At 59.8% G+C, this 16,861-nt stretch carries 13 protein-coding genes, 4 tRNA genes and 2 pseudogenes; 5 read left to right on the top strand and 14 right to left on the bottom strand.

Translation table 11 applies throughout. From position 1 onward, the window contains the following. Positions 1-56: 56 nt before the first annotated feature. The 7 genes and pseudogenes from BLU63_RS33550 to BLU63_RS18805 form a co-directional block, all read right to left on the bottom strand. Complete coding sequence (locus BLU63_RS33550; protein ID WP_255312017.1) at positions 57-185, bottom strand: hypothetical protein; 129 nt, start codon at positions 183-185, stop codon at positions 57-59. 60 nt (positions 186-245) lie between these two features. Then, positions 246-944, bottom strand: a pseudogene (locus BLU63_RS18830) (NAD(P)-dependent oxidoreductase); the annotation flags it as partial. Beyond that, positions 908-2,749, bottom strand: coding sequence for a tyrosine-type recombinase/integrase (locus tag BLU63_RS18825; protein ID WP_057976730.1), 1,842 nt, complete (start codon positions 2,747-2,749; stop codon positions 908-910). The gene BLU63_RS18825 and the pseudogene BLU63_RS18830, both read right to left, overlap by 37 nt. A gap of 226 nt (positions 2,750-2,975) precedes the next feature. Next, a tRNA-Gly gene (locus BLU63_RS18820) sits at positions 2,976-3,051 on the bottom strand. Positions 3,052-3,054: 3 nt separating this feature from the next. Next, positions 3,055-3,130 (bottom strand) — tRNA-Glu (locus BLU63_RS18815). Between the two features lie 105 nt (positions 3,131-3,235). Beyond that, positions 3,236-3,311, bottom strand: a tRNA-Gly gene (locus BLU63_RS18810). 3 nt (positions 3,312-3,314) lie between these two features. Further along, positions 3,315-3,390, bottom strand: a tRNA-Glu gene (locus BLU63_RS18805). A 378-nt stretch (positions 3,391-3,768) separates the two neighbouring features. On the opposite strand from BLU63_RS18805, the gene BLU63_RS18800 reads away from it, so the two are divergent. Further along, positions 3,769-4,539 carry a hypothetical protein gene (locus BLU63_RS18800; protein WP_010457037.1) on the top strand — a complete coding sequence of 257 codons (771 nt, stop codon included), beginning with the start codon at positions 3,769-3,771 and terminating at the stop codon, positions 4,537-4,539. A gap of 736 nt (positions 4,540-5,275) precedes the next feature. Here BLU63_RS18800 and BLU63_RS33840 read toward each other — a convergent pair. From BLU63_RS33840 to BLU63_RS18780, 4 genes and pseudogenes are all read right to left on the bottom strand, one after another. Then, positions 5,276-6,139: a methyl-accepting chemotaxis protein gene (locus tag BLU63_RS33840; RefSeq protein ID WP_370654447.1), complete on the bottom strand. Its 864-nt coding sequence runs from the start codon at positions 6,137-6,139 to the stop codon at positions 5,276-5,278. Continuing rightward, positions 6,137-6,334 (bottom strand): annotated as a pseudogene (locus tag BLU63_RS33835) (HAMP domain-containing protein); the annotation flags it as partial. The gene BLU63_RS33840 and the pseudogene BLU63_RS33835, both read right to left, overlap by 3 nt. Positions 6,335-7,348: 1,014 nt before the next feature. Continuing rightward, the gene (locus tag BLU63_RS18785; RefSeq protein ID WP_083375960.1) at positions 7,349-8,740 is read right to left on the bottom strand and encodes an aminotransferase-like domain-containing protein; all 1,392 of its coding nucleotides are present in this window, start codon (positions 8,738-8,740) and stop codon (positions 7,349-7,351) included. A 186-nt stretch (positions 8,741-8,926) separates the two neighbouring features. Further along, positions 8,927-9,688, bottom strand: coding sequence for an SDR family oxidoreductase (locus BLU63_RS18780; RefSeq protein WP_077749218.1), 762 nt, complete (start codon positions 9,686-9,688; stop codon positions 8,927-8,929). Between the two features lie 236 nt (positions 9,689-9,924). Between BLU63_RS18780 and BLU63_RS18775 the strand changes: the two genes are divergently transcribed. Beyond that, on the top strand, positions 9,925-10,929 hold the full coding sequence (locus tag BLU63_RS18775; protein WP_010457045.1) for an NADP-dependent oxidoreductase: 1,005 nt from the start codon (positions 9,925-9,927) through the stop codon (positions 10,927-10,929). A gap of 77 nt (positions 10,930-11,006) precedes the next feature. On the opposite strand, the gene pyrF is transcribed toward BLU63_RS18775, so the two are convergent. Then, a complete protein-coding gene (pyrF, locus tag BLU63_RS18770) occupies positions 11,007-11,705 on the bottom strand; it encodes an orotidine-5'-phosphate decarboxylase (RefSeq protein WP_167362277.1) in 699 nt (232 codons plus the stop codon). A 293-nt stretch (positions 11,706-11,998) separates the two neighbouring features. On the opposite strand from pyrF, the gene BLU63_RS18765 reads away from it, so the two are divergent. The 3 genes from BLU63_RS18765 to xopAW all read left to right on the top strand — a co-directional run bounded on the left by BLU63_RS18765 (position 11,999) and on the right by xopAW (position 14,820). Then, complete coding sequence (locus BLU63_RS18765) at positions 11,999-12,757, top strand: response regulator (protein WP_077749216.1); 759 nt, start codon at positions 11,999-12,001, stop codon at positions 12,755-12,757. Then, on the top strand, positions 12,757-13,806 hold the full coding sequence (locus BLU63_RS18760; RefSeq protein ID WP_083375959.1) for a sensor histidine kinase: 1,050 nt from the start codon (positions 12,757-12,759) through the stop codon (positions 13,804-13,806). Before BLU63_RS18765 ends, BLU63_RS18760 begins: the two co-directional genes overlap by 1 nt. Positions 13,807-13,968: 162 nt before the next feature. Then, positions 13,969-14,820: an EF-hand domain-containing protein gene (gene xopAW / locus BLU63_RS18755; RefSeq protein ID WP_083375958.1), complete on the top strand. Its 852-nt coding sequence runs from the start codon at positions 13,969-13,971 to the stop codon at positions 14,818-14,820. 109 nt (positions 14,821-14,929) lie between these two features. Here xopAW and BLU63_RS18750 read toward each other — a convergent pair whose 3' ends face one another. Continuing rightward, positions 14,930-15,985 carry an AI-2E family transporter gene (locus tag BLU63_RS18750; RefSeq protein ID WP_077749214.1) on the bottom strand — a complete coding sequence of 352 codons (1,056 nt, stop codon included), beginning with the start codon at positions 15,983-15,985 and terminating at the stop codon, positions 14,930-14,932. A 68-nt stretch (positions 15,986-16,053) separates the two neighbouring features. Then, complete coding sequence (locus tag BLU63_RS18745; protein WP_083375957.1) at positions 16,054-16,860, bottom strand: DUF4892 domain-containing protein; 807 nt, start codon at positions 16,858-16,860, stop codon at positions 16,054-16,056. Between the last annotated feature and the right edge of the window lies 1 nt (position 16,861).

The following is a 16,861-nucleotide window of genomic DNA, read 5'->3' as shown; positions in this document are numbered from 1 at the left end:
TGTTTTTTTGGGGTGCGCCAGGCATGGCGCGTTGCGCGCAAGCGCAACCAGTTTGGCTATGGTGGCCACGCTGGTGACTTGGAGGTGACGGTGACAATGAAAATCAGCGCGAGAATGACGAACCGGCGACGCCCGACATGGGCCTTTTCAAGCGGGATTTCTAACGGTGCGGTCTTGGAGGTCATGGGGCTCTCCGGCTTCCCTCGCGGGAAGTTTTATTGTTGGAATGATATGTAGAGCGTGTCTCAGCAAGCGACCGCAGCAGGCAGCGGTGAACCCGCAAAACAGGCCTGCAGGTTGACCAACACGATTTCGCCCATGGCCAATCGGGTCTGCTCGGTAGCGCTGGCGCGATGCGGCTGCAGCACCACATTGTTCAACGAGCGCAGGGCATCCGGAACGCGAGGCTCATCGACAAAAACATCAAGGCCTGCACCGGCGATGGTGCCGTTGCTCAAGGCAGCAATCAGCGCTGGCTCATCAACCAACTTGCCGCGTGCGACATTGATCAGATAGCCATTGGCGCCCAGTGCCTCGAGTACCGTTGGAGTGATGATTGCGCTGCCTTGATCGGCAGATGCCGCTAGCATCAGCACGTCGCTGCGGCGCGCCAGCTCGATCAGATCCGGAACAAAGGTGTAGCCGCTTTGTGGCTGCTCACGCAGATCGGTGTAATTCACCGTCATGTTGAAGGCTAAGGCGCGTTTGGCGATGGCATGTCCAACCCGGCCCAGCCCGACGATACCCAGCTGAATGCCGGTAACTTTTCGCGCCAGTGGTTGTACGACGGAGCCCCAGTGGCCTTCGCGCACGATGCGGTCGCCGGTGCCCAGATCACGTAAGGTCATGATCAGCAGGCCCATGCCCATGTCTGCGACGTCGTCGGTCAGCACACCAGGCGTAGTCGTCACCTGAACACCGCGTTGAACTGCGTGTGCAAGGTCTCGCTACTCTTCAAAGTAAAGCACGCGGCCATAACAGCCTCATGGAAATTCGCTGACGTAACGCCCTCAATCGGCGTGCGGCCATCCAGCACTCCATGGGGATTCAGTAATGCTCGGTAAATCGCCCAGGAATCAGCGTCCTGCGAATGCTTCAGAACAGCCTGCACCAGCTTATGTTTCAGGGGATCTAGGTGCCAATCTGGAACGCGCCGCCCCTGGTTACCCAGGCTCAACGCAAGCACTCTTTTGGCCTGAACCTCGTAACTGATCCATCTGCGTGATTTACCAGCCATCTCAGCAAACACCGCCACCGGGAGATTATGTGGTGCGTTGAACATCTCCAGCATTTCCATTCGCTCTCGCTGTATATCCGAAAGCCCAAGCGCTAGTCCTGAAACAGCCGATATGCGTTGAGCGGCTGCAGGCAGCGTCGGCATTGTGCTTCCTGCGCTTGTCGCCCCCAGGATGGGAGCGCGCGTCGCGGTAGGGACCACTTCGTCAAAACCTCCCGCCAACTGCGGAACACCTTCTAGGCGAATGGTGATCGGCATGCTAGCCGCTTCAACCCGGCACTGCTCGAAGAGATCCAGTCTATCGGCCCAATCCTGCATCATGCGCCGCCGCTGCTCCACGTACTCGGCATGGTTGTACGCCGAGCTCACCTTATCGGGATCTGAATGAGAGAGCTGCGCATCGACCCAAATCTTCGGGTAGCCAATTTCGTTGAGGCCGGTGGAAATAGTTCCCCTGATGCCATGACCTGTCAGTTGATCCTTGTACCCGATCCGTTTTAACGCGGCATTAAGCGTGTTTTCGCTGATACGCTTTTTCAAGTCACTGTAGTGAGCGAACAGGTACCGCTGGGCTGGCTTCACTTGATCGAGCAGGTGGCGAACGACCTCCACAGCTTGCACAGAGAGCGGCACGATGTAGGGCGGGATACCACCGGAACGCTTGCCCTCCTTCCGCAGTTCAAGCTGCAGCTGTTTCACCACTTCAGGGGGGATGATCCAGAGGCCTTTATCGAGGTGGAACTGATCCGGCGTCGCCAGCCGCAACTCCCCCGTACGCACTCCCGTCAAAAATAGCAACCGAAGGCCAAGCTGGGTCTGCAGCTTACCGGGATACTGACGTAGTATTTGGAGCATGGCCGGGAGCTCGGGCATGCGCAGGAATGGATTATGGCGCACAGGTGGCTGGGGCAACGCGACGACGTCCAGGTCGAACGCCGGATTCAGCGGTAACCCGGGGACGATGATCAATGCGTAACGGAACATCTGCCGGAACCAGGTCCGGACCTTCTCGGCGCTAGTGAGCGCCTTTCTGCGCTCTATCCTCGCCACGACCTCCAGCAGGTCGGACCGCTGGATTTCGTAGATTGAGCGCTTCCCAAGAGCAGGAAGTACGTCTTTGACAAAAATACGCTGGATCTGTGAGAGCGTGCTCTGCCGTCCTTCCTTGAGAACGAGTCTACGATGCTCTACCCACGTGTCGAACACTGCCTTGAATGTGTTTTCGTCCGCGAGACGGACGGACTGCCGCTTCTGCTTACGGTGTGCTCGGGGGTTGATGCCCTTGGCCAAAAGAGCTCGGGCTTCGTCGCGCAAAGAACGAGCCTCCCGGAGACTGACCTCGGGATAAGTGCCCAGCGACATGCGTTTCTGCTTACCGGCCCAGTAGTAGCGGTAGTGCCACGACTTGCCGCCTTCAGGTGCCACCGCCAGGGATAGCCCATCAAGGTCGCCGAGGGTGTAGGGCTTTCCGGTTGCTTTTGCTTGCCGGACAGCCAGATCTGAGAGTGCCATGCTCTAGCTCCTGAACTCTTGGTCAGGACTAGATACTGGTCGCGTAGGCCTCGCCCCTCCAGCAACAATCCGGAAACCGTGACACCCGTATTGATGGACTTAAAAATGGACTTAAAAGTCGTGGCTGTCGGTGGTTTCCAGTGGAACTCACTGGAACGAAAAAAGGACCCTAAGGTCCTGATTTCAACGACTTACAGAACTCAACGGAACTCTGTAGATCATAATTTGGAGCGGGAAACGAGACTCGAACTCGCGACCCCGACCTTGGCAAGGTCGTGCTCTACCAACTGAGCTATTCCCGCAAATGGCGTCCCCTAGGGGACTCGAACCCCTGTTACCGCCGTGAAAGGGCGGTGTCCTAGGCCACTAGACGAAGGGGACACGCTAACTGAAACACATGGTGTGTATTTCAGTGCCCAAATCCGCATCCGAAGATGTCGGCTCTGGCTTCACTCAGCCCTGCCCGAAAGCAACGCTGCTTAAAATTGGAGCGGGAAACGAGACTCGAACTCGCGACCCCGACCTTGGCAAGGTCGTGCTCTACCAACTGAGCTATTCCCGCATATGGCGTCCCCTAGGGGACTCGAACCCCTGTTACCGCCGTGAAAGGGCGGTGTCCTAGGCCACTAGACGAAGGGGACACACGTACAACATTCACTCCCTACCGCGTTTCGCTGTGTGCTTTACGCTGTAAGTGGCGCGCATTCTATGGATGGATTGAGGGGTCGTCAACCCCCAGATATAAATTTATTTAAATCAATGACTTCGCCCCGCTTTCAGCCGGGATTCCGGCTTTTGCGCCCGCTGACCTTTGGCGACTATATTCTGATAACCACCAAGACGTTATAGTCCGTCGCTGAAGATGATGGCAATCTGAACCACGATTGCCAGTATTTATATAAGTCGAACCCCGGCCGATATAAAGATAGCCACAACCGATTCAACTCGTCGAGCGGTCCTATGCGCCCAAATGCCAAGCCACTACACTCGATCGCGAACCCTATAAAGAGGTCTTACCGGTGACACCACTCATGATCACCCTGCTAGTCGTAGCCGGGATCGCACTATTGATCGCCATTGGCTACATGAACCATGTGGTGGAAAACAACAAGCTGGAAAAGGCCCGTACCAAGGTTGAACTCAACGACCGCCTGCGTCGCTGCGGCGAAATCACCGAGACTTTCCCCGGTCAGCTGATGACACCTGGCCTCAAGCTGCTGCTGACCCGCCTGGAACTCAATGTCTGCAAGCGTTTGCTCAACCTGGAAAAAACCAGTTCCAACCTCAGGGCCCGGATTACCGAACTCGAAGCCCTGGTCGCGCAAGGCGAATCGATCCCGGTCAACAACCCGCCGGCACCGATCCAGACCGAGGCCAAGGCCAAGGACGTGCGTTTCCTGCTCGAAGCCCTGCACGGCCAAATCACCCGCGCCGCACAGGATGGCTTCCTGCCGACCAACGAAGCCAAGCGCTGGATCCGCGAAGTGCGCCACATTCTGGTCCTGCTGCACATCGAGTTCTTCAATAACCTGGGCCAGCAATGCCTGCAACAAAACCAGCCAGGCCAGGCCCGCCTCGCCTTCGAGCGCGGTGTGCAATACCTGCGTAAACAGCAGGAACCACAGATCTACGCCGAACAGCTCGAATACCTGGAAAAACTCCTGGCGCGGGCCAACGCCATGGTGATGGACAACATCGCGGCCGTTGAAAGCGAGACCAACCAGTTGAACGCCGGCCTCAAAGAAGTTGAAGCGGATGCGGACTGGAAGAAAAAAGTGATCTACGACTGATCGGAAGAATCAAGGAAGCCACCGCGAGGTGGCTTTTTTTTGGACTGAGTTTGGCGGGTGAGTACTGCCGGTCAAGATGGGTTGGCGGCGAGGCCCTCATCGCTGGCAGGCCAGCTCCCACAGGGTCAGGTGTTCACCTGCAAGTCATTGGTCGGCTGTCAGGTCGCCTTCGCGGGCAAGCCTCGCTCCTACAAGGGGTTCGCTGTACACGCTTCGCTCTTCACCACTCATCAGGCCGAGCGTTAGCTCGCCTGCAGCTTGGCCGTCATCGCTGGCAAGCCAGCTCCTACAAGAATTCAGCGTACAGCTTTTGATTCTCACCACTCATCAGGCCGAGCGTTAGCTCGCCTGCAGCTCTTGATCTTGATCCACCCGCCCCTTTCGGGAGGCTGAGTGGAGGTGTTCATCCGGGGAGTGGCGCGTAGCGCCGTTCGACGCAGTCGAACACGCTGCATGTAGGTCGTCGCGAAGCAGACCGGAGGGCAGTGTCCCCGGATGGATACCGGAGCGAAGGAACGCCGAGCCTTAGCGAGGGGCCGGACGCTTGGGGCGAGACTTTTTGGTTCCTTTTGTGGCGTTTGACAAAAGGGACTCGCCGTAAGGGCGAAACCATAAGTGGCCGTTACCACAGGAATGGATATACACCCGGTCAACAGCAGCATGGTCGGCTATCAGGCCGCCATCGCGAGCAGGCTCACTCCCACATTAGATCTGTGCACATACGCAGGGAGACAAATCAGAGCCGGAAGTGTCCGACCATCCCCTTCAACTCAACCCCCAACTGCGCCAATTCAATGCTCGACGCCGCATTCCCCCGCATCGCCAACGAAGACTGATCCGCACTCGCACGAATACTCGTCACACTGCGATTAATCTCCTCGGCCACCGAACTCTGCTCCTCGGCGGCCGCCGCAATCTGCTGGTTCATCTGCTGAATCAACGACACCGCCGCCGCAATACTTCCCAGCGCACTCTCAGTCTGCAACGCGTCACTCACCGCCAGCTTCACCAGCTCACCACTGTTCTGAATCTGCTGCACCGACGACTGCGCCGCCGAACGCAAGGCGCTCACCAGACGCTCAATCTCCTCGGTCGATTGCTGAGTGCGCTTGGCCAACGCCCGAACCTCATCCGCCACAACCGCAAACCCCCTGCCCTGCTCGCCGGCCCGTGCTGCCTCGATCGCCGCATTGAGCGCCAACAGGTTGGTTTGCTCGGCGACACTCTTGATCACACTGAGCACCGTGCCGATGTTCTGGATTTCTGCACTCAGGCTTTCGATGCTCGAACTGGCCGACGTCGCCGAATCCGCCAGCTGCTCGATCCGCGCCATGCTTTGACGCACCACCTGCTGGCCACTTTCCACCTTACCGTCCGCCGTTTGCGCAGCCTGAGCGGCTTCCTCCGCGTTACGCGCCACATCGTGCACCGTCGCCGTCATCTGATTCATCGCCGTGGCGACCTGCTCGGTTTCTTCCTTCTGGCTGCTGACCTCCAGGTTGGTCTGCTCGGTCACCGCCGACAAGGATTGCGCCGAACTCGCCAACTGCTCGATACCGGCCTGCAAACCGCTGACGATGGTGCTCAGCCCCGCCCCCATCTGTTGCATGGCCTGCATCAACTGGCCGATTTCGTCACGGCGCGTCACTTCAACCGTCGCACTCAAATCACCCGCGGCGATCTGCTGCGCAACACGAATCACACTGCGCAGCGGCGCCACGATCAATCGGGTAATGACCCACGCCGCGATCAATCCGACCAGCAACGCCAGGGCCGAGGAGCCGATGATCAGCATCGAGTTCTTTTTCAATTCGGCCTGCATCGACTGGTCTTCGGCGACATACGCCTGATCGACCCGCTCCACCACCTGCGCAGCACGCTGGTGCAGTTGCTCATAGACGGTTTTTTCCTGGGCTAACAGACCGGTGTATTCGGTCAGTTTCTCGCTGAAACTGGTGATGTGACCCGCCACTTCATTGAGGACAGTCTGATAGCCCTCATCCTTGACTGTGGTTTTCAACTGCTCGGCCTGAACCTGCGCCTGATCGGCCTGCTCGATCTTGCCCTGAGCTGCGCTGTCATCGCCCTTGCGGCTCTGATCCAGACGCACACGCGCTTCGTTCATGGCCTGCAGCATCAACCGCGACACCTGGCTGACCTGATTGGCTTGCTCGATGAACTGCCCACCGTCCTTGCCTTCGGACTCCTTCAAGGTATAGGCGCCATCGTCGGCAAGCCCGGCTTGCAGGACATCCAGATTATTGGCCAAGCTGGACACCGACCAACTGGCCATTTCCAGGGCCAGGTCCTTGGCCTGACTCAGCGAGACGAATTCGTCGAAGGCCTTGCGATAAGCCGCCAGGGACTGCTCGACGTCATTCATCACTGGCACGTTGGCCGCTGAAGCAGCCTTGAGCTGCGCCGCCAAGGCGATCAGGCCATCAACCCCCTGGCGCAGGGCATCCGCGGTTTTCGGGTTGCCGTGCAAGGCGTATTCCTGCTCAAGCAGTCGCACCTTGAGCAAACCGCTGTTGAGCGACGACATCTGCTTGAGCCCGTCGAAGCGCTGACTGATGGTTTGCAGGGACCAAACGCCGATGGCTGCCACCAGGGCCGTCAACAGCAGCACCAAGACAAACCCGACACCCATTTTTTTTGCCATACCGAGGTTGGCAAAACGTCCTTGCACGGCCGAAATCATTGCACTTAGTCCCCTGACATAGTCTGTTGACGCAGATTCGCAATGGGCATGGGCCAGCACAAGTCTCTGGCGTCGGAATAATGGCAAAAAGCTACGTCCACGTCGTTTTCAGAACGCTTTAGGTCGATTCGCAGCGGTTGCCTGAAAAAATGCCCGGGCACGAGGATCGCAGGCATAAGCGACGTTGATGCGCTGCCAATCTTTCGCCTGGCCGTCAGGACTGAAGGCCGTGGCAGAAGACAGCAGCACACCGCAGCGCCGGGCCTGTTTGCGCACCTGAGCGTAGTCGGACATCCGCGATCGCGCCCAGATAAACAGGCCACCAGCCGGCTTGCCGAAAACTTCCCACTCGGCGTCTTCGAGCACTTGCAAGGCCGCCTCTCTGTCCGTATTCAAACGCTGGCGCTGACGCTGTACCAGTTTGCGGTACGCGCCGCTGGCCAACAGGCAAGTCAGCACCGATTCGCAGAACCTTGAGGCGCCCATGCTGCTGATCATCTTGACCTCGGCCAATCGCGATATGACCCCTTCGCTGGCCACGACAAAGCCGACCCGCAATGAACTGCTGAGGGTTTTCGAGTAACTGCCAACGTAGATCACGTTGTCATCCCCCCCCAATGCAGCGAGGCGCGTGCCGGGGCCGTAGTGCAAATCGGCATAGACGTCATCTTCAATCACCAGCACGCCATGGGTCTTGGTCAATTGCAAAACCTGCTGCGCCATCGCAGGCGTCAGGCAACTGCCCGTCGGGTTGTGGTAGAAACTGTTGATGAATAGCGCGCGGGGCCGGTGCTTTAACAATAGTAATTGCAGTTGCTCCGTGTCGGGCCCGCGCGGGGTACGAGGCACCTCGATCATCGTCACGCCGTGCAGCCTGAGCAGGTCAAACAACAGTGGATACCCCGGACTTTCCACCACCACGCAATCTCCCGGCTTGAGCAAGGTGCGCACGATCAGGTCGAGCCCCTGACTGGCACCTGCGGTGGTCAGGATACGGTTTTCATCCACTTCGATACCGAGCCGTCCAAGGCGTTTGAGAATTTGCAGACGCAAGGCAGGCAGGCCTCGTGAAGTGCTGTAGTTGAACAACCCGGCCATGTCGGTACGGCTGACCTGACGAATCGCGTAGCTCAGGTCGTCCGTTTCGCGCCAGCTCTCCGGCAACCCGCCACAGCCCAGCTTAAGTTCGCCCGAGCAGCCGCCCTGTTTCAGTTCCGCCCCTTCGAACCAGAGGCAATCCTGTTGCCCCTGGGCGACCAGCGTTGGCGTGGCGACAATGAAACCGGCGCCATGACGCGGCGCCAGCACACCTTGAGTCACCAGCCGCTCACAGGCTTCGACGACGCTGGACTGACTGAGCAGATTGACCCGCGCGATGTGCCGCGCAGAAGGTAAACGCGTCCCTGGCTGCACCTCGCTCTGACGGAGCCAGACGGCCAACCCATCGACGATTTGCTGTACAACCGGCACCAATGCCTGTCGATCGATTCTCAATTCCATGAGCAAGCAAACTCCTGTCCATTTGCGGGGAGCAGTTAATCACAGGTGCGCAGGATCGGATGTGCGACAACGCCGCCAAAACCCTCGGTTCTAACCATTTGAAACACATTGTCCGCCGCCCTTCGCGACACCATGAAAAAGCCCGTACGTGTGCGGGCCTTTTCCTACGAGGCAGGTCTTGATGGGTCAGAACGCCGTGACACCACCGTCCACTGCCAGCGAGTGACCGGTGGTGAACGCCGCGCCGTCGCTGCACAGATACAGCACGGCACTGGCGATTTCCTCGACCTTGCCGATGCGGCCGACCGGGTGCATGGCGTTGGCGAACTCGCCCTTCTTCGGGTCCGCTTCATAGGCGCGACGGAACATGTCGGTGTCGATCACCGCCGGGCATACCGCGTTTACGCGAATCTTTTTCTTGGCGTATTCGATCGCCGCCGACTTGGTCAGGCCGATCACCGCGTGTTTCGACGCCGCGTAAATGCTCATCTTCGGCGCCGCACCAAGGCCCGCCACCGAAGCGGTGTTGACGATCGCGCCGCCGCCCTGGGCCAGCAGCAACGGCAACTGGTACTTCATGCACAGCCAGACGCCTTTGACGTTGACGCCCATGATCGCGTCGAACTCATCAAGGGTGCCTTCAGCCAGTTTGCCTTTCTCGATCTCGATGCCGGCATTGTTGAAGGCGTAGTCCAGACGGCCGTAGGTATTCACCACTTCGTCCATCAGATTTTTTACATCGCTTTCCAGCGTGACGTTGCAGCGCACGAAGGTCGCTTCGCCGCCCGCTGTACGAATCAGCGCCACAGTGCCTTCGCCCCCGGCCGTGTCCATGTCGGCCACCACCACTTTCAACCCTTCAGCGGCGAATGCCTGGGCGGTCGCGCGGCCAATACCGTTGGCAGCGCCGGTCACCACGGCGACCTGGCCGGAAAACGTCATGCTCATTGTTATGCCCTCAAAGAGAAGAATGCGGGGGATCGTGTGTTTCCAGTCTAGCCACAGGGGCATGGGACACGGCAGCACTATCAGAAGCCCGGTTGAGTGACCATGAGTGGCAGTGATAGAACTGCGGCACCGACTATCACTGCACTGGATCGACGTGCATTCGCCGCATCAGCCAAACTTGCGGCATCGATCATGAAGGTCTATCAACAAGGCTTCATTCATCTTGAGTGCCTGTCATGACTACCCAGACCAATCGCCAGTTCCTGCTCGCCAAACGTCCGGTGGGCGCAGCTACCCGCGAGACCTTTACCTATCAAGAAGTGCCAGTCGGTGAACCGGCTGCGGGTCAGATCCTGGTCAAAAACGAATACCTGTCCCTGGACCCGGCCATGCGTGGCTGGATGAACGAGGGCAAGTCCTACATTCCGCCGGTCGGTATCGGCGAAGTCATGCGCGCATTGGGTGTAGGCAAAGTCGTTGCCTCGAACAATCCTGGATTTGCGGTCGGGGACTACGTCAACGGAGCCTTGGGCGTACAGGATTATTTCCTCGGCGAGCCACGAGGTTTCTACAAAGTCGATCCGAAACTGGCACCGCTGCCCCGTTACCTGTCCGCGCTGGGCATGACCGGGATGACCGCCTACTTCGCGTTGCTTGATGTCGGCGCACCGAAGGAAGGTGACACCGTGGTGCTCTCCGGCGCGGCCGGTGCGGTGGGCAGCATTGCCGGGCAGATCGCCAAGATCAAAGGCTGCCGCGTGATCGGCATCGCGGGCGGCGCGGACAAGTGCAAATTCCTGATCGACGAACTGGGGTTTGACGGCGTCATCGACTACAAGAACGAAGACGTGCATGCCGGCCTTAAGCGTGAATGTCCAAAAGGTGTCGACGTGTATTTCGATAACGTCGGCGGCGATATTCTCGACGCGGTGCTGGGTCGCCTGGCCATGAAAGCGCGCGTGGTGATTTGTGGCGCCATCAGCCAGTACAACAACAAGGAAGCGGTCAAGGGCCCGGCCAACTACCTGTCGTTGCTGGTCAACCGCGCGCGAATGGAAGGCTTCGTGGTGATGGACTACGCTGCTCAGTTCGCCGCCGCCGGGCAGGAAATGGCCGGCTGGATGGCCAAGGGGCAGCTCAAGAGCAAGGAAGACATTGTTGAAGGACTGGAGACCTTCCCGGAGACGCTGATGAAATTGTTCAGCGGCGAGAATTTCGGGAAGTTGGTGTTGAAGGTTTAACCCAACAGTTGATTCACCACAAAACCAATGTGGGAGTGAGCCTGCTCACTCCCACATTTTTGATCTTCGGTGTTTGATCAGGCGATTTCAGCTACAACTTCGGCCAACGCCTTCGCTGGATCCGCCGCCTGGCTGATCGGACGGCCAATGACCAGGTAATCGGAACCGGCATCCAGCGCCTGACGCGGGGTCAGGATACGGCGCTGATCGTCCTGGGCGCTGCCTGCCGGGCGAATCCCCGGGGTCACCAGTTGCAGCGTCGGGTGCGCCGACTTCAGGGCACGGGCTTCCAGGGCCGAGCACACCAGACCGTCCATTCCGGCTTTTTCTGCCAGTGCCGCCAGACGCAGCACCTGTTCCTGCGGCTCGATGTCCAGGCCGATACCCGCCAGATCTTCACGCTCCATGCTGGTCAGCACGGTCACGCCGATCAACAGCGGTTTTGGGCCGGTACGCTGATCCAGCACTTCACGGCAGGCGGCCATCATGCGCAGACCGCCGGAGCAATGAACGTTGACCATCCACACGCCCATTTCCGCCGCGGCTTTAACCGCCATCGCGGTGGTGTTCGGGATGTCGTGGAACTTGAGGTCCAGGAACACTTCAAAGCCCTTGTCACGCAAGGTGCCGACGATTTCCGAGGCGCAGCTGGTGAACAGCTCCTTACCGACTTTGACCCGGCACAGTTTAGGGTCCAACTGGTCGGCCAGCTTCAGTGCGGCGTCACGGGTGGGGAAATCCAGGGCGACGATGATAGGAGTCTGGCAGACGGACATGTGCGGGCTCTCAGGCAGGACGAAATCGGCGCGCATTGTAGCGGAACCAGCGCCACTGCGGGACCCGATGATCGGTAAATCGTCCCGAAGACTCCAGCAAGACTAGTCCCTGCGCCGATTGTGTCGAGTTCGATACACACACGACACGCCCACAACACCCTTCCTCGCTACCCTCGGCAGCCGCAACACGTCCTTACAGCACTTCCCGCCTCCGGGCCGGACGCCTATGCTGGAACCACAACCTCGCAGCCCATCTTTGTGGTTGGCAGCCTACCTGGCAGATGAACGCACGCATGCACAGCACCCCAGCACCTCTGAACGACGATCAAAAAGCGCCCGCTGACGACAAACGCTGGAGCATTCGCGCCCTGATCGTCGACGATGACGTCCCGATCCGCGAACTGATGATCGACTACCTGGCCCGGTTCAACATTCACGCCAGCGGCGTCACCGATGGCGCTGCCATGCGCCTGGCGTTGCAAGCGGAGCATTTCGACGTGGTGGTGCTCGACCTGATGCTGCCCGGTGAAGACGGGTTGTCCCTGTGCCGCTGGCTGCGCGCCGAATCGGACATTCCGATCCTGATGCTCACCGCACGCTGCGAACCCACCGACCGGATCATCGGCCTGGAACTGGGCGCCGACGACTACATGGCCAAGCCCTTCGAACCAAGGGAACTGGTCGCGCGGATTCAGACCATTCTGCGTCGGGTGCGCGACGATCGCACCGAACAGCGTGCGAATATTCGCTTCGACAACTGGCGCCTGAACAGCGTGCTGCGGCAATTGATCGCCGCCGACGGTCTGGTGGTGCCGCTGTCCAACGCCGAATTCCGCCTGCTGTGGGTGTTCATTGAGCGTCCGCGCCGGGTGCTTAGCCGTGAACAACTGCTGGACGCTGCCCGTGGTCGTTCCATCGAAGCGTTTGATCGCAGCATCGACTTGCTGGTCTCGCGCCTGCGCCAGAAACTCGGTGATGACCCGAAAGCCCCGCAGTTGATCAAGACCGTTCGCGGTGAGGGTTATCTGTTCGACGCACGAGACATCGGCTGATGCGGGCGCGCTTCGATACGCTGTTCGGCCGCCTGTTTGGCGTGCTGCTGCTGGCGATCATCCTGGCGCACCTGTTGGCGTTTGCCTGGTTTCACCATTACGGTCCTCCCCCGCCTCCACCGCCGCCGGCATTTTCCGAAGGCATGGGCGGACAGCGCCCGCCGATGGACCCGCGCTTCGAAAACCGGCCACCGCGGCCGTGGTTCGGCGGCCCGTTGGTGCCGCTGACGTTCCAGTTTGTCACGCTGATCATTGCCGCCTGGTACGGCGCCAAACTGCTCAGCCGGCCGATCCAGCGGCTGAGCGACGCCGCCGAACGCTTGAGCGAAAACCTCGACAGCGCGCCACTGGATGAATCCGGCCCACGGGAAGCCCGGCAAGCGGCCTACACCTTCAATTTGATGCAGAAACGCATTATCGAACAGGTGCAGCAGCGCTCACGGATGCTCGGCGCGGTGTCCCACGACCTGCGCACGCCGCTCTCTCGCCTCAAGCTGCGGCTGGAGCAGATCGAAGACCACAAGCTGCAGGGCCAGATGCGCCAGGACTTGGACGACATGATCAGCATGCTCGATGCCACCCTCACCTATTTGCACGAGCAGCGCACCAGTGAAGCCGGGCAATGGATGGACGTGCAGGCGCTGGTGGAATCCTTGAGCGAAAACGCCCAGGACCAGGGGGCAGATGTCCAGGCCAGCGGCCACTGCGCGCCGCTGCAAGTGCAGCCGATGGCGTTGCGCTCGTGCATCAACAATCTGCTGGACAACGCCCTGCGCTATGCCGGGCACGCGCGGATCACGCTCGAAGACAACCGTGAGCAACTGGTGATCCGCGTCATCGACCACGGCCCGGGTATTGCAGCGGACAAACGTGAAGCGGTGTTCGAGCCGTTCTTTCGGCTGGAAGGTTCGCGTAATCGCAATTCGGGCGGCGTCGGGCTCGGTATGACCATCGCTCGCGAGGCGGCGGAACGACTGGGTGGGCAGTTGAGCCTGGAAGAAACACCCGGCGGCGGTCTCACCGCCGTCATCCGCCTGCCCCGCGCCTGAGCCACACACCAATTCCTGCAGGCTCACGCCTACATGATCCGAGCCTGGCCTGAGACTTGTGTGTACCAATCGGTACAAACCTCACACACCCACGACACCTTGCCCCTTGACGCTGCATAAGCCGGTGCACCCACCGGTTTTCCATTCCAGGGAGTGAGTCCAATGATTGGTAGTGTCAGCAACTACACGAGCTATACCAGCACCAGCAGCACCTCGACCAACAGCGCCCGCAGCCAGCAATTCCAGAAAGAACTGTTCGCCAAGCTCGACAGCAACAGCGACGGCGCGGTAGATCAGGGCGAACTTGAAAGTGCCCTGTCGCAGAAAACCGATGACGGCCTGCTGGTCAGTCTGAGCAAAAACTTTGGTGATCTGGACAGTGACGACAGCGGCAGCTTGAGCAGCGAGGAAATGGCGGCAATGGCACCGCCGCCACCACCGCCGCATGACCAGGCACCCAACACCGAACTGGCCGACGCGCTCGTCAGCGCCCTGGACGCCGACGGTGACGGCGCCATCAGCAGCGACGAATTGAGCAACGGCCTGAACAACGCTGGCAGCAGCGCCGACAGTACAGAAATCTTCTCGGCCCTGGACAAGAACCAGGACGGCACCGTCAGCAAGGACGAACTCGCCGCCAGCCTGACCCCGCCGCCACCGCCACCACAGCAGGTATCCAGCGAAGAATTGTTCAACCAGCTGGATACGGACAGCGATGGCAGCGTAACCACCACCGAACTGAGCAGCGTGCTGCAGGCCAGCGACAGCACCTCATCGACCAGCACCGACACCAGCGCTGCGTTGCTCAAGGAGTTGGACAGTGACGGCAGCGGTGAGGTCAGCAGCGATGAACTGAACGCGGCGCTGCAAGCAGGTCGCGAGAAAACCAGCGACAACTCCACCGCTCAATTCAACGTCAATGAAGCGCTGAACAAAATGATCGCCAACCTGAGCAAGCAGTATTCGCTCGATAACGTGGCGAGCGTGGGCAAATACTTGAACGTATCGACCTGAGTCAAAAGCTTCGCGAGCAAGCCCGTTCCCACAGTGGATCTGCGCCCTTCACAAATCCCCTGTGGGAACGAGCCTGCTCGCGATGAGGCCCTCAGCCCCGCCGAAAATCTCAGGGCCGGCGATCGTCTACCCGCGCATGACTCTTGCTCCAGTCCGTCAACAGACTGTACGCAACCGCCAGCAACGTAGGCCCGATGAACAGCCCGATGAACCCGAACGCAATCAACCCGCCAAACACGCCGAGCAACACGATCACCAATGGCAGATTCCCGCCCCGGCTGATCAGGTACGGCTTCAGCACGTTGTCGACGCCGCTGATGATGAACGTGCCCCAGCAGCCGAGGAACACCGCCATCCCGTACTCACCCTTCCAGGCCAGCCACGCGGTGGCCGGAATCCACACCAACGGTGGCCCCATCGGAATCAGACTGAGCATGAACGTCACGATGCCCAGCACCAACGCCCCGGGCACCCCGGCAATCAGGAACCCGATCAACGCCAGGACCGCCTGCGCCGCTGCTGTGCCGATCACCCCGTTCACCACCCGCTGCACCGTCCCGGCCACGAGTTCGATGTAGTACCCGGCGCGATCACCGATCAGGCGCTCCAGCAGCCCATGGACAAACGCCGCCAGCCGCGGCCCGTCACGGTAGAAAAAGAACACGAACACAATGCTCAATGTCAGCTCGAGAATCCCGCCGCCAATCTGCGCACTGCGTGCCAGCAGCCAGTTGCCGACCTGACCCAGATACGGTTTGACCGCCACCATCATCGCCGCGCCTTGCTCATCAATGCTGTTCCAGATCACCATCAACCGCTCGCCCACCAAAGGAACGCCGCCCAGCCAGGTCGGTGCTTCGGGCAAACCGTCCATCTGCACATCCTTGATGAACGCAGTGGCATCACGCACGTGATCCGCCAGGTTGAACCCGAGCCAGACCAGCGGCACCGCCACCAGCAACATCCAGCCCAGTGTCAGCACCAGCGCGGCCAGGGATTCCCGGCCGTTGAGCCAGCGGGTCAACAACCGCATCAGCGGCCAACTGGCGAACGCCAGCACCGCGCCCCAGAACAAGGCCGACCAGAACGGCGCCATCACCCAGAGGCTCGCGCCAAACAGCACCAGGAGCAGGATCTGCACCAACAGCCGATCGTTATTGAGCATGTAGGTTCTCGAAAAAATCAGTCAACAAAGAGCAGGCAAACGCGCCAGCCGCGTTTACCTGATGAAGCTTATCGCAACAGTTCGATGTGCAGGCCAGGGCTTTTGGCACTGCCGGCTTCCATTCGCGCCGCCCGCACGCCCTGCCCGATCAGCGCCTGGCGCCACGCTTCGGCGTTTGGCCCGGAAACACTGACCCGCAAGGTGGTGTCGAGGTTCAAGCCGCGAGAAATGAGGCGCAGCCAGGTGGCATCAGGATCGGCGCTCAATGTGGGGAAATCGAGTTCGCCCGTACTTTTCAGCTCTCGCAGCAAGGTCGCCGACGTCGGCAGCAAATCACCCAGCGGCGCGGCAGCGTCGAACTGCTCGACGTGCAGGTAGGCTTTGCGATTGCCGCGAGTGATGCTGTAAAGCGCCACCAACGTATTGTCCCGGGGCGCCGCGAGACGCAAGAGCAAGTACGCCTGTTGATCGTCGGCACCGTACAACTTGGCGTTACCGAAGACCTCATTGGCCCAGAGGCTGCTTTCACCGCAATCACGTGCCTGACACCAGAACAGCAAGCCGGCGCCCTGCTCTTGCAATGCTTCACGCGCGGCGGTGAAGGCGTCGGTTGACGAATGCTCCGGCGGCAACTCATAGGTCACCGATGTCGCCGTTCCCCGGGCGCCGACCTGACCATCGAAGCGCAACTGGCCGCTGATCTTACGAATCGAACCCAGCGGATAAATCCGCTCGAGCTCAACGCCGGGGCGATAGTCGACGATCTGCGCGTCGGCCATGCGCGGCACGATCGGCAAGTCCTGACTGCCCGGGACATCGGCGGCAAATAACAAGGGACTGAAACAACACAGCACCAGCACATTGAATGAACGCATG

This window comes from Pseudomonas mandelii (assembly GCF_900106065.1).
GTDB lineage: Bacteria > Pseudomonadota > Gammaproteobacteria > Pseudomonadales > Pseudomonadaceae > Aquipseudomonas > Aquipseudomonas mandelii.
This window is presented reverse-complemented; position numbering and strand designations above follow the sequence as displayed.

What these genes read in the sequence shown, in the direction of transcription:
- BLU63_RS33550 (WP_255312017.1), bottom strand. Translation starts at nt 185, where the DNA reads ATGACCTCCAAGACCGCACCGTTAGAAATCCCGCTTGAAAAGGCCCAT.
- BLU63_RS18825 (WP_057976730.1), bottom strand. Translation starts at nt 2,749, where the DNA reads ATGGCACTCTCAGATCTGGCTGTCCGGCAAGCAAAAGCAACCGGAAAG.
- BLU63_RS33840 (WP_370654447.1), bottom strand. Translation starts at nt 6,139, where the DNA reads ATGGGGGCGGGGCTGAGCACCATCGTCAGCGGTTTGCAGGCCGGTATC.
- BLU63_RS18785 (WP_083375960.1), bottom strand. Translation starts at nt 8,740, where the DNA reads ATGGAATTGAGAATCGATCGACAGGCATTGGTGCCGGTTGTACAGCAA.
- BLU63_RS18780 (WP_077749218.1), bottom strand. Translation starts at nt 9,688, where the DNA reads ATGAGCATGACGTTTTCCGGCCAGGTCGCCGTGGTGACCGGCGCTGCC.
- BLU63_RS18775 (WP_010457045.1), top strand. Translation starts at nt 9,925, where the DNA reads ATGACTACCCAGACCAATCGCCAGTTCCTGCTCGCCAAACGTCCGGTG.
- pyrF (WP_167362277.1), bottom strand. Translation starts at nt 11,705, where the DNA reads ATGTCCGTCTGCCAGACTCCTATCATCGTCGCCCTGGATTTCCCCACC.
- BLU63_RS18765 (WP_077749216.1), top strand. Translation starts at nt 11,999, where the DNA reads ATGCACAGCACCCCAGCACCTCTGAACGACGATCAAAAAGCGCCCGCT.
- BLU63_RS18760 (WP_083375959.1), top strand. Translation starts at nt 12,757, where the DNA reads ATGCGGGCGCGCTTCGATACGCTGTTCGGCCGCCTGTTTGGCGTGCTG.
- xopAW (WP_083375958.1), top strand. Translation starts at nt 13,969, where the DNA reads ATGATTGGTAGTGTCAGCAACTACACGAGCTATACCAGCACCAGCAGC.
- BLU63_RS18750 (WP_077749214.1), bottom strand. Translation starts at nt 15,985, where the DNA reads ATGCTCAATAACGATCGGCTGTTGGTGCAGATCCTGCTCCTGGTGCTG.
- BLU63_RS18745 (WP_083375957.1), bottom strand. Translation starts at nt 16,860, where the DNA reads ATGCGTTCATTCAATGTGCTGGTGCTGTGTTGTTTCAGTCCCTTGTTA.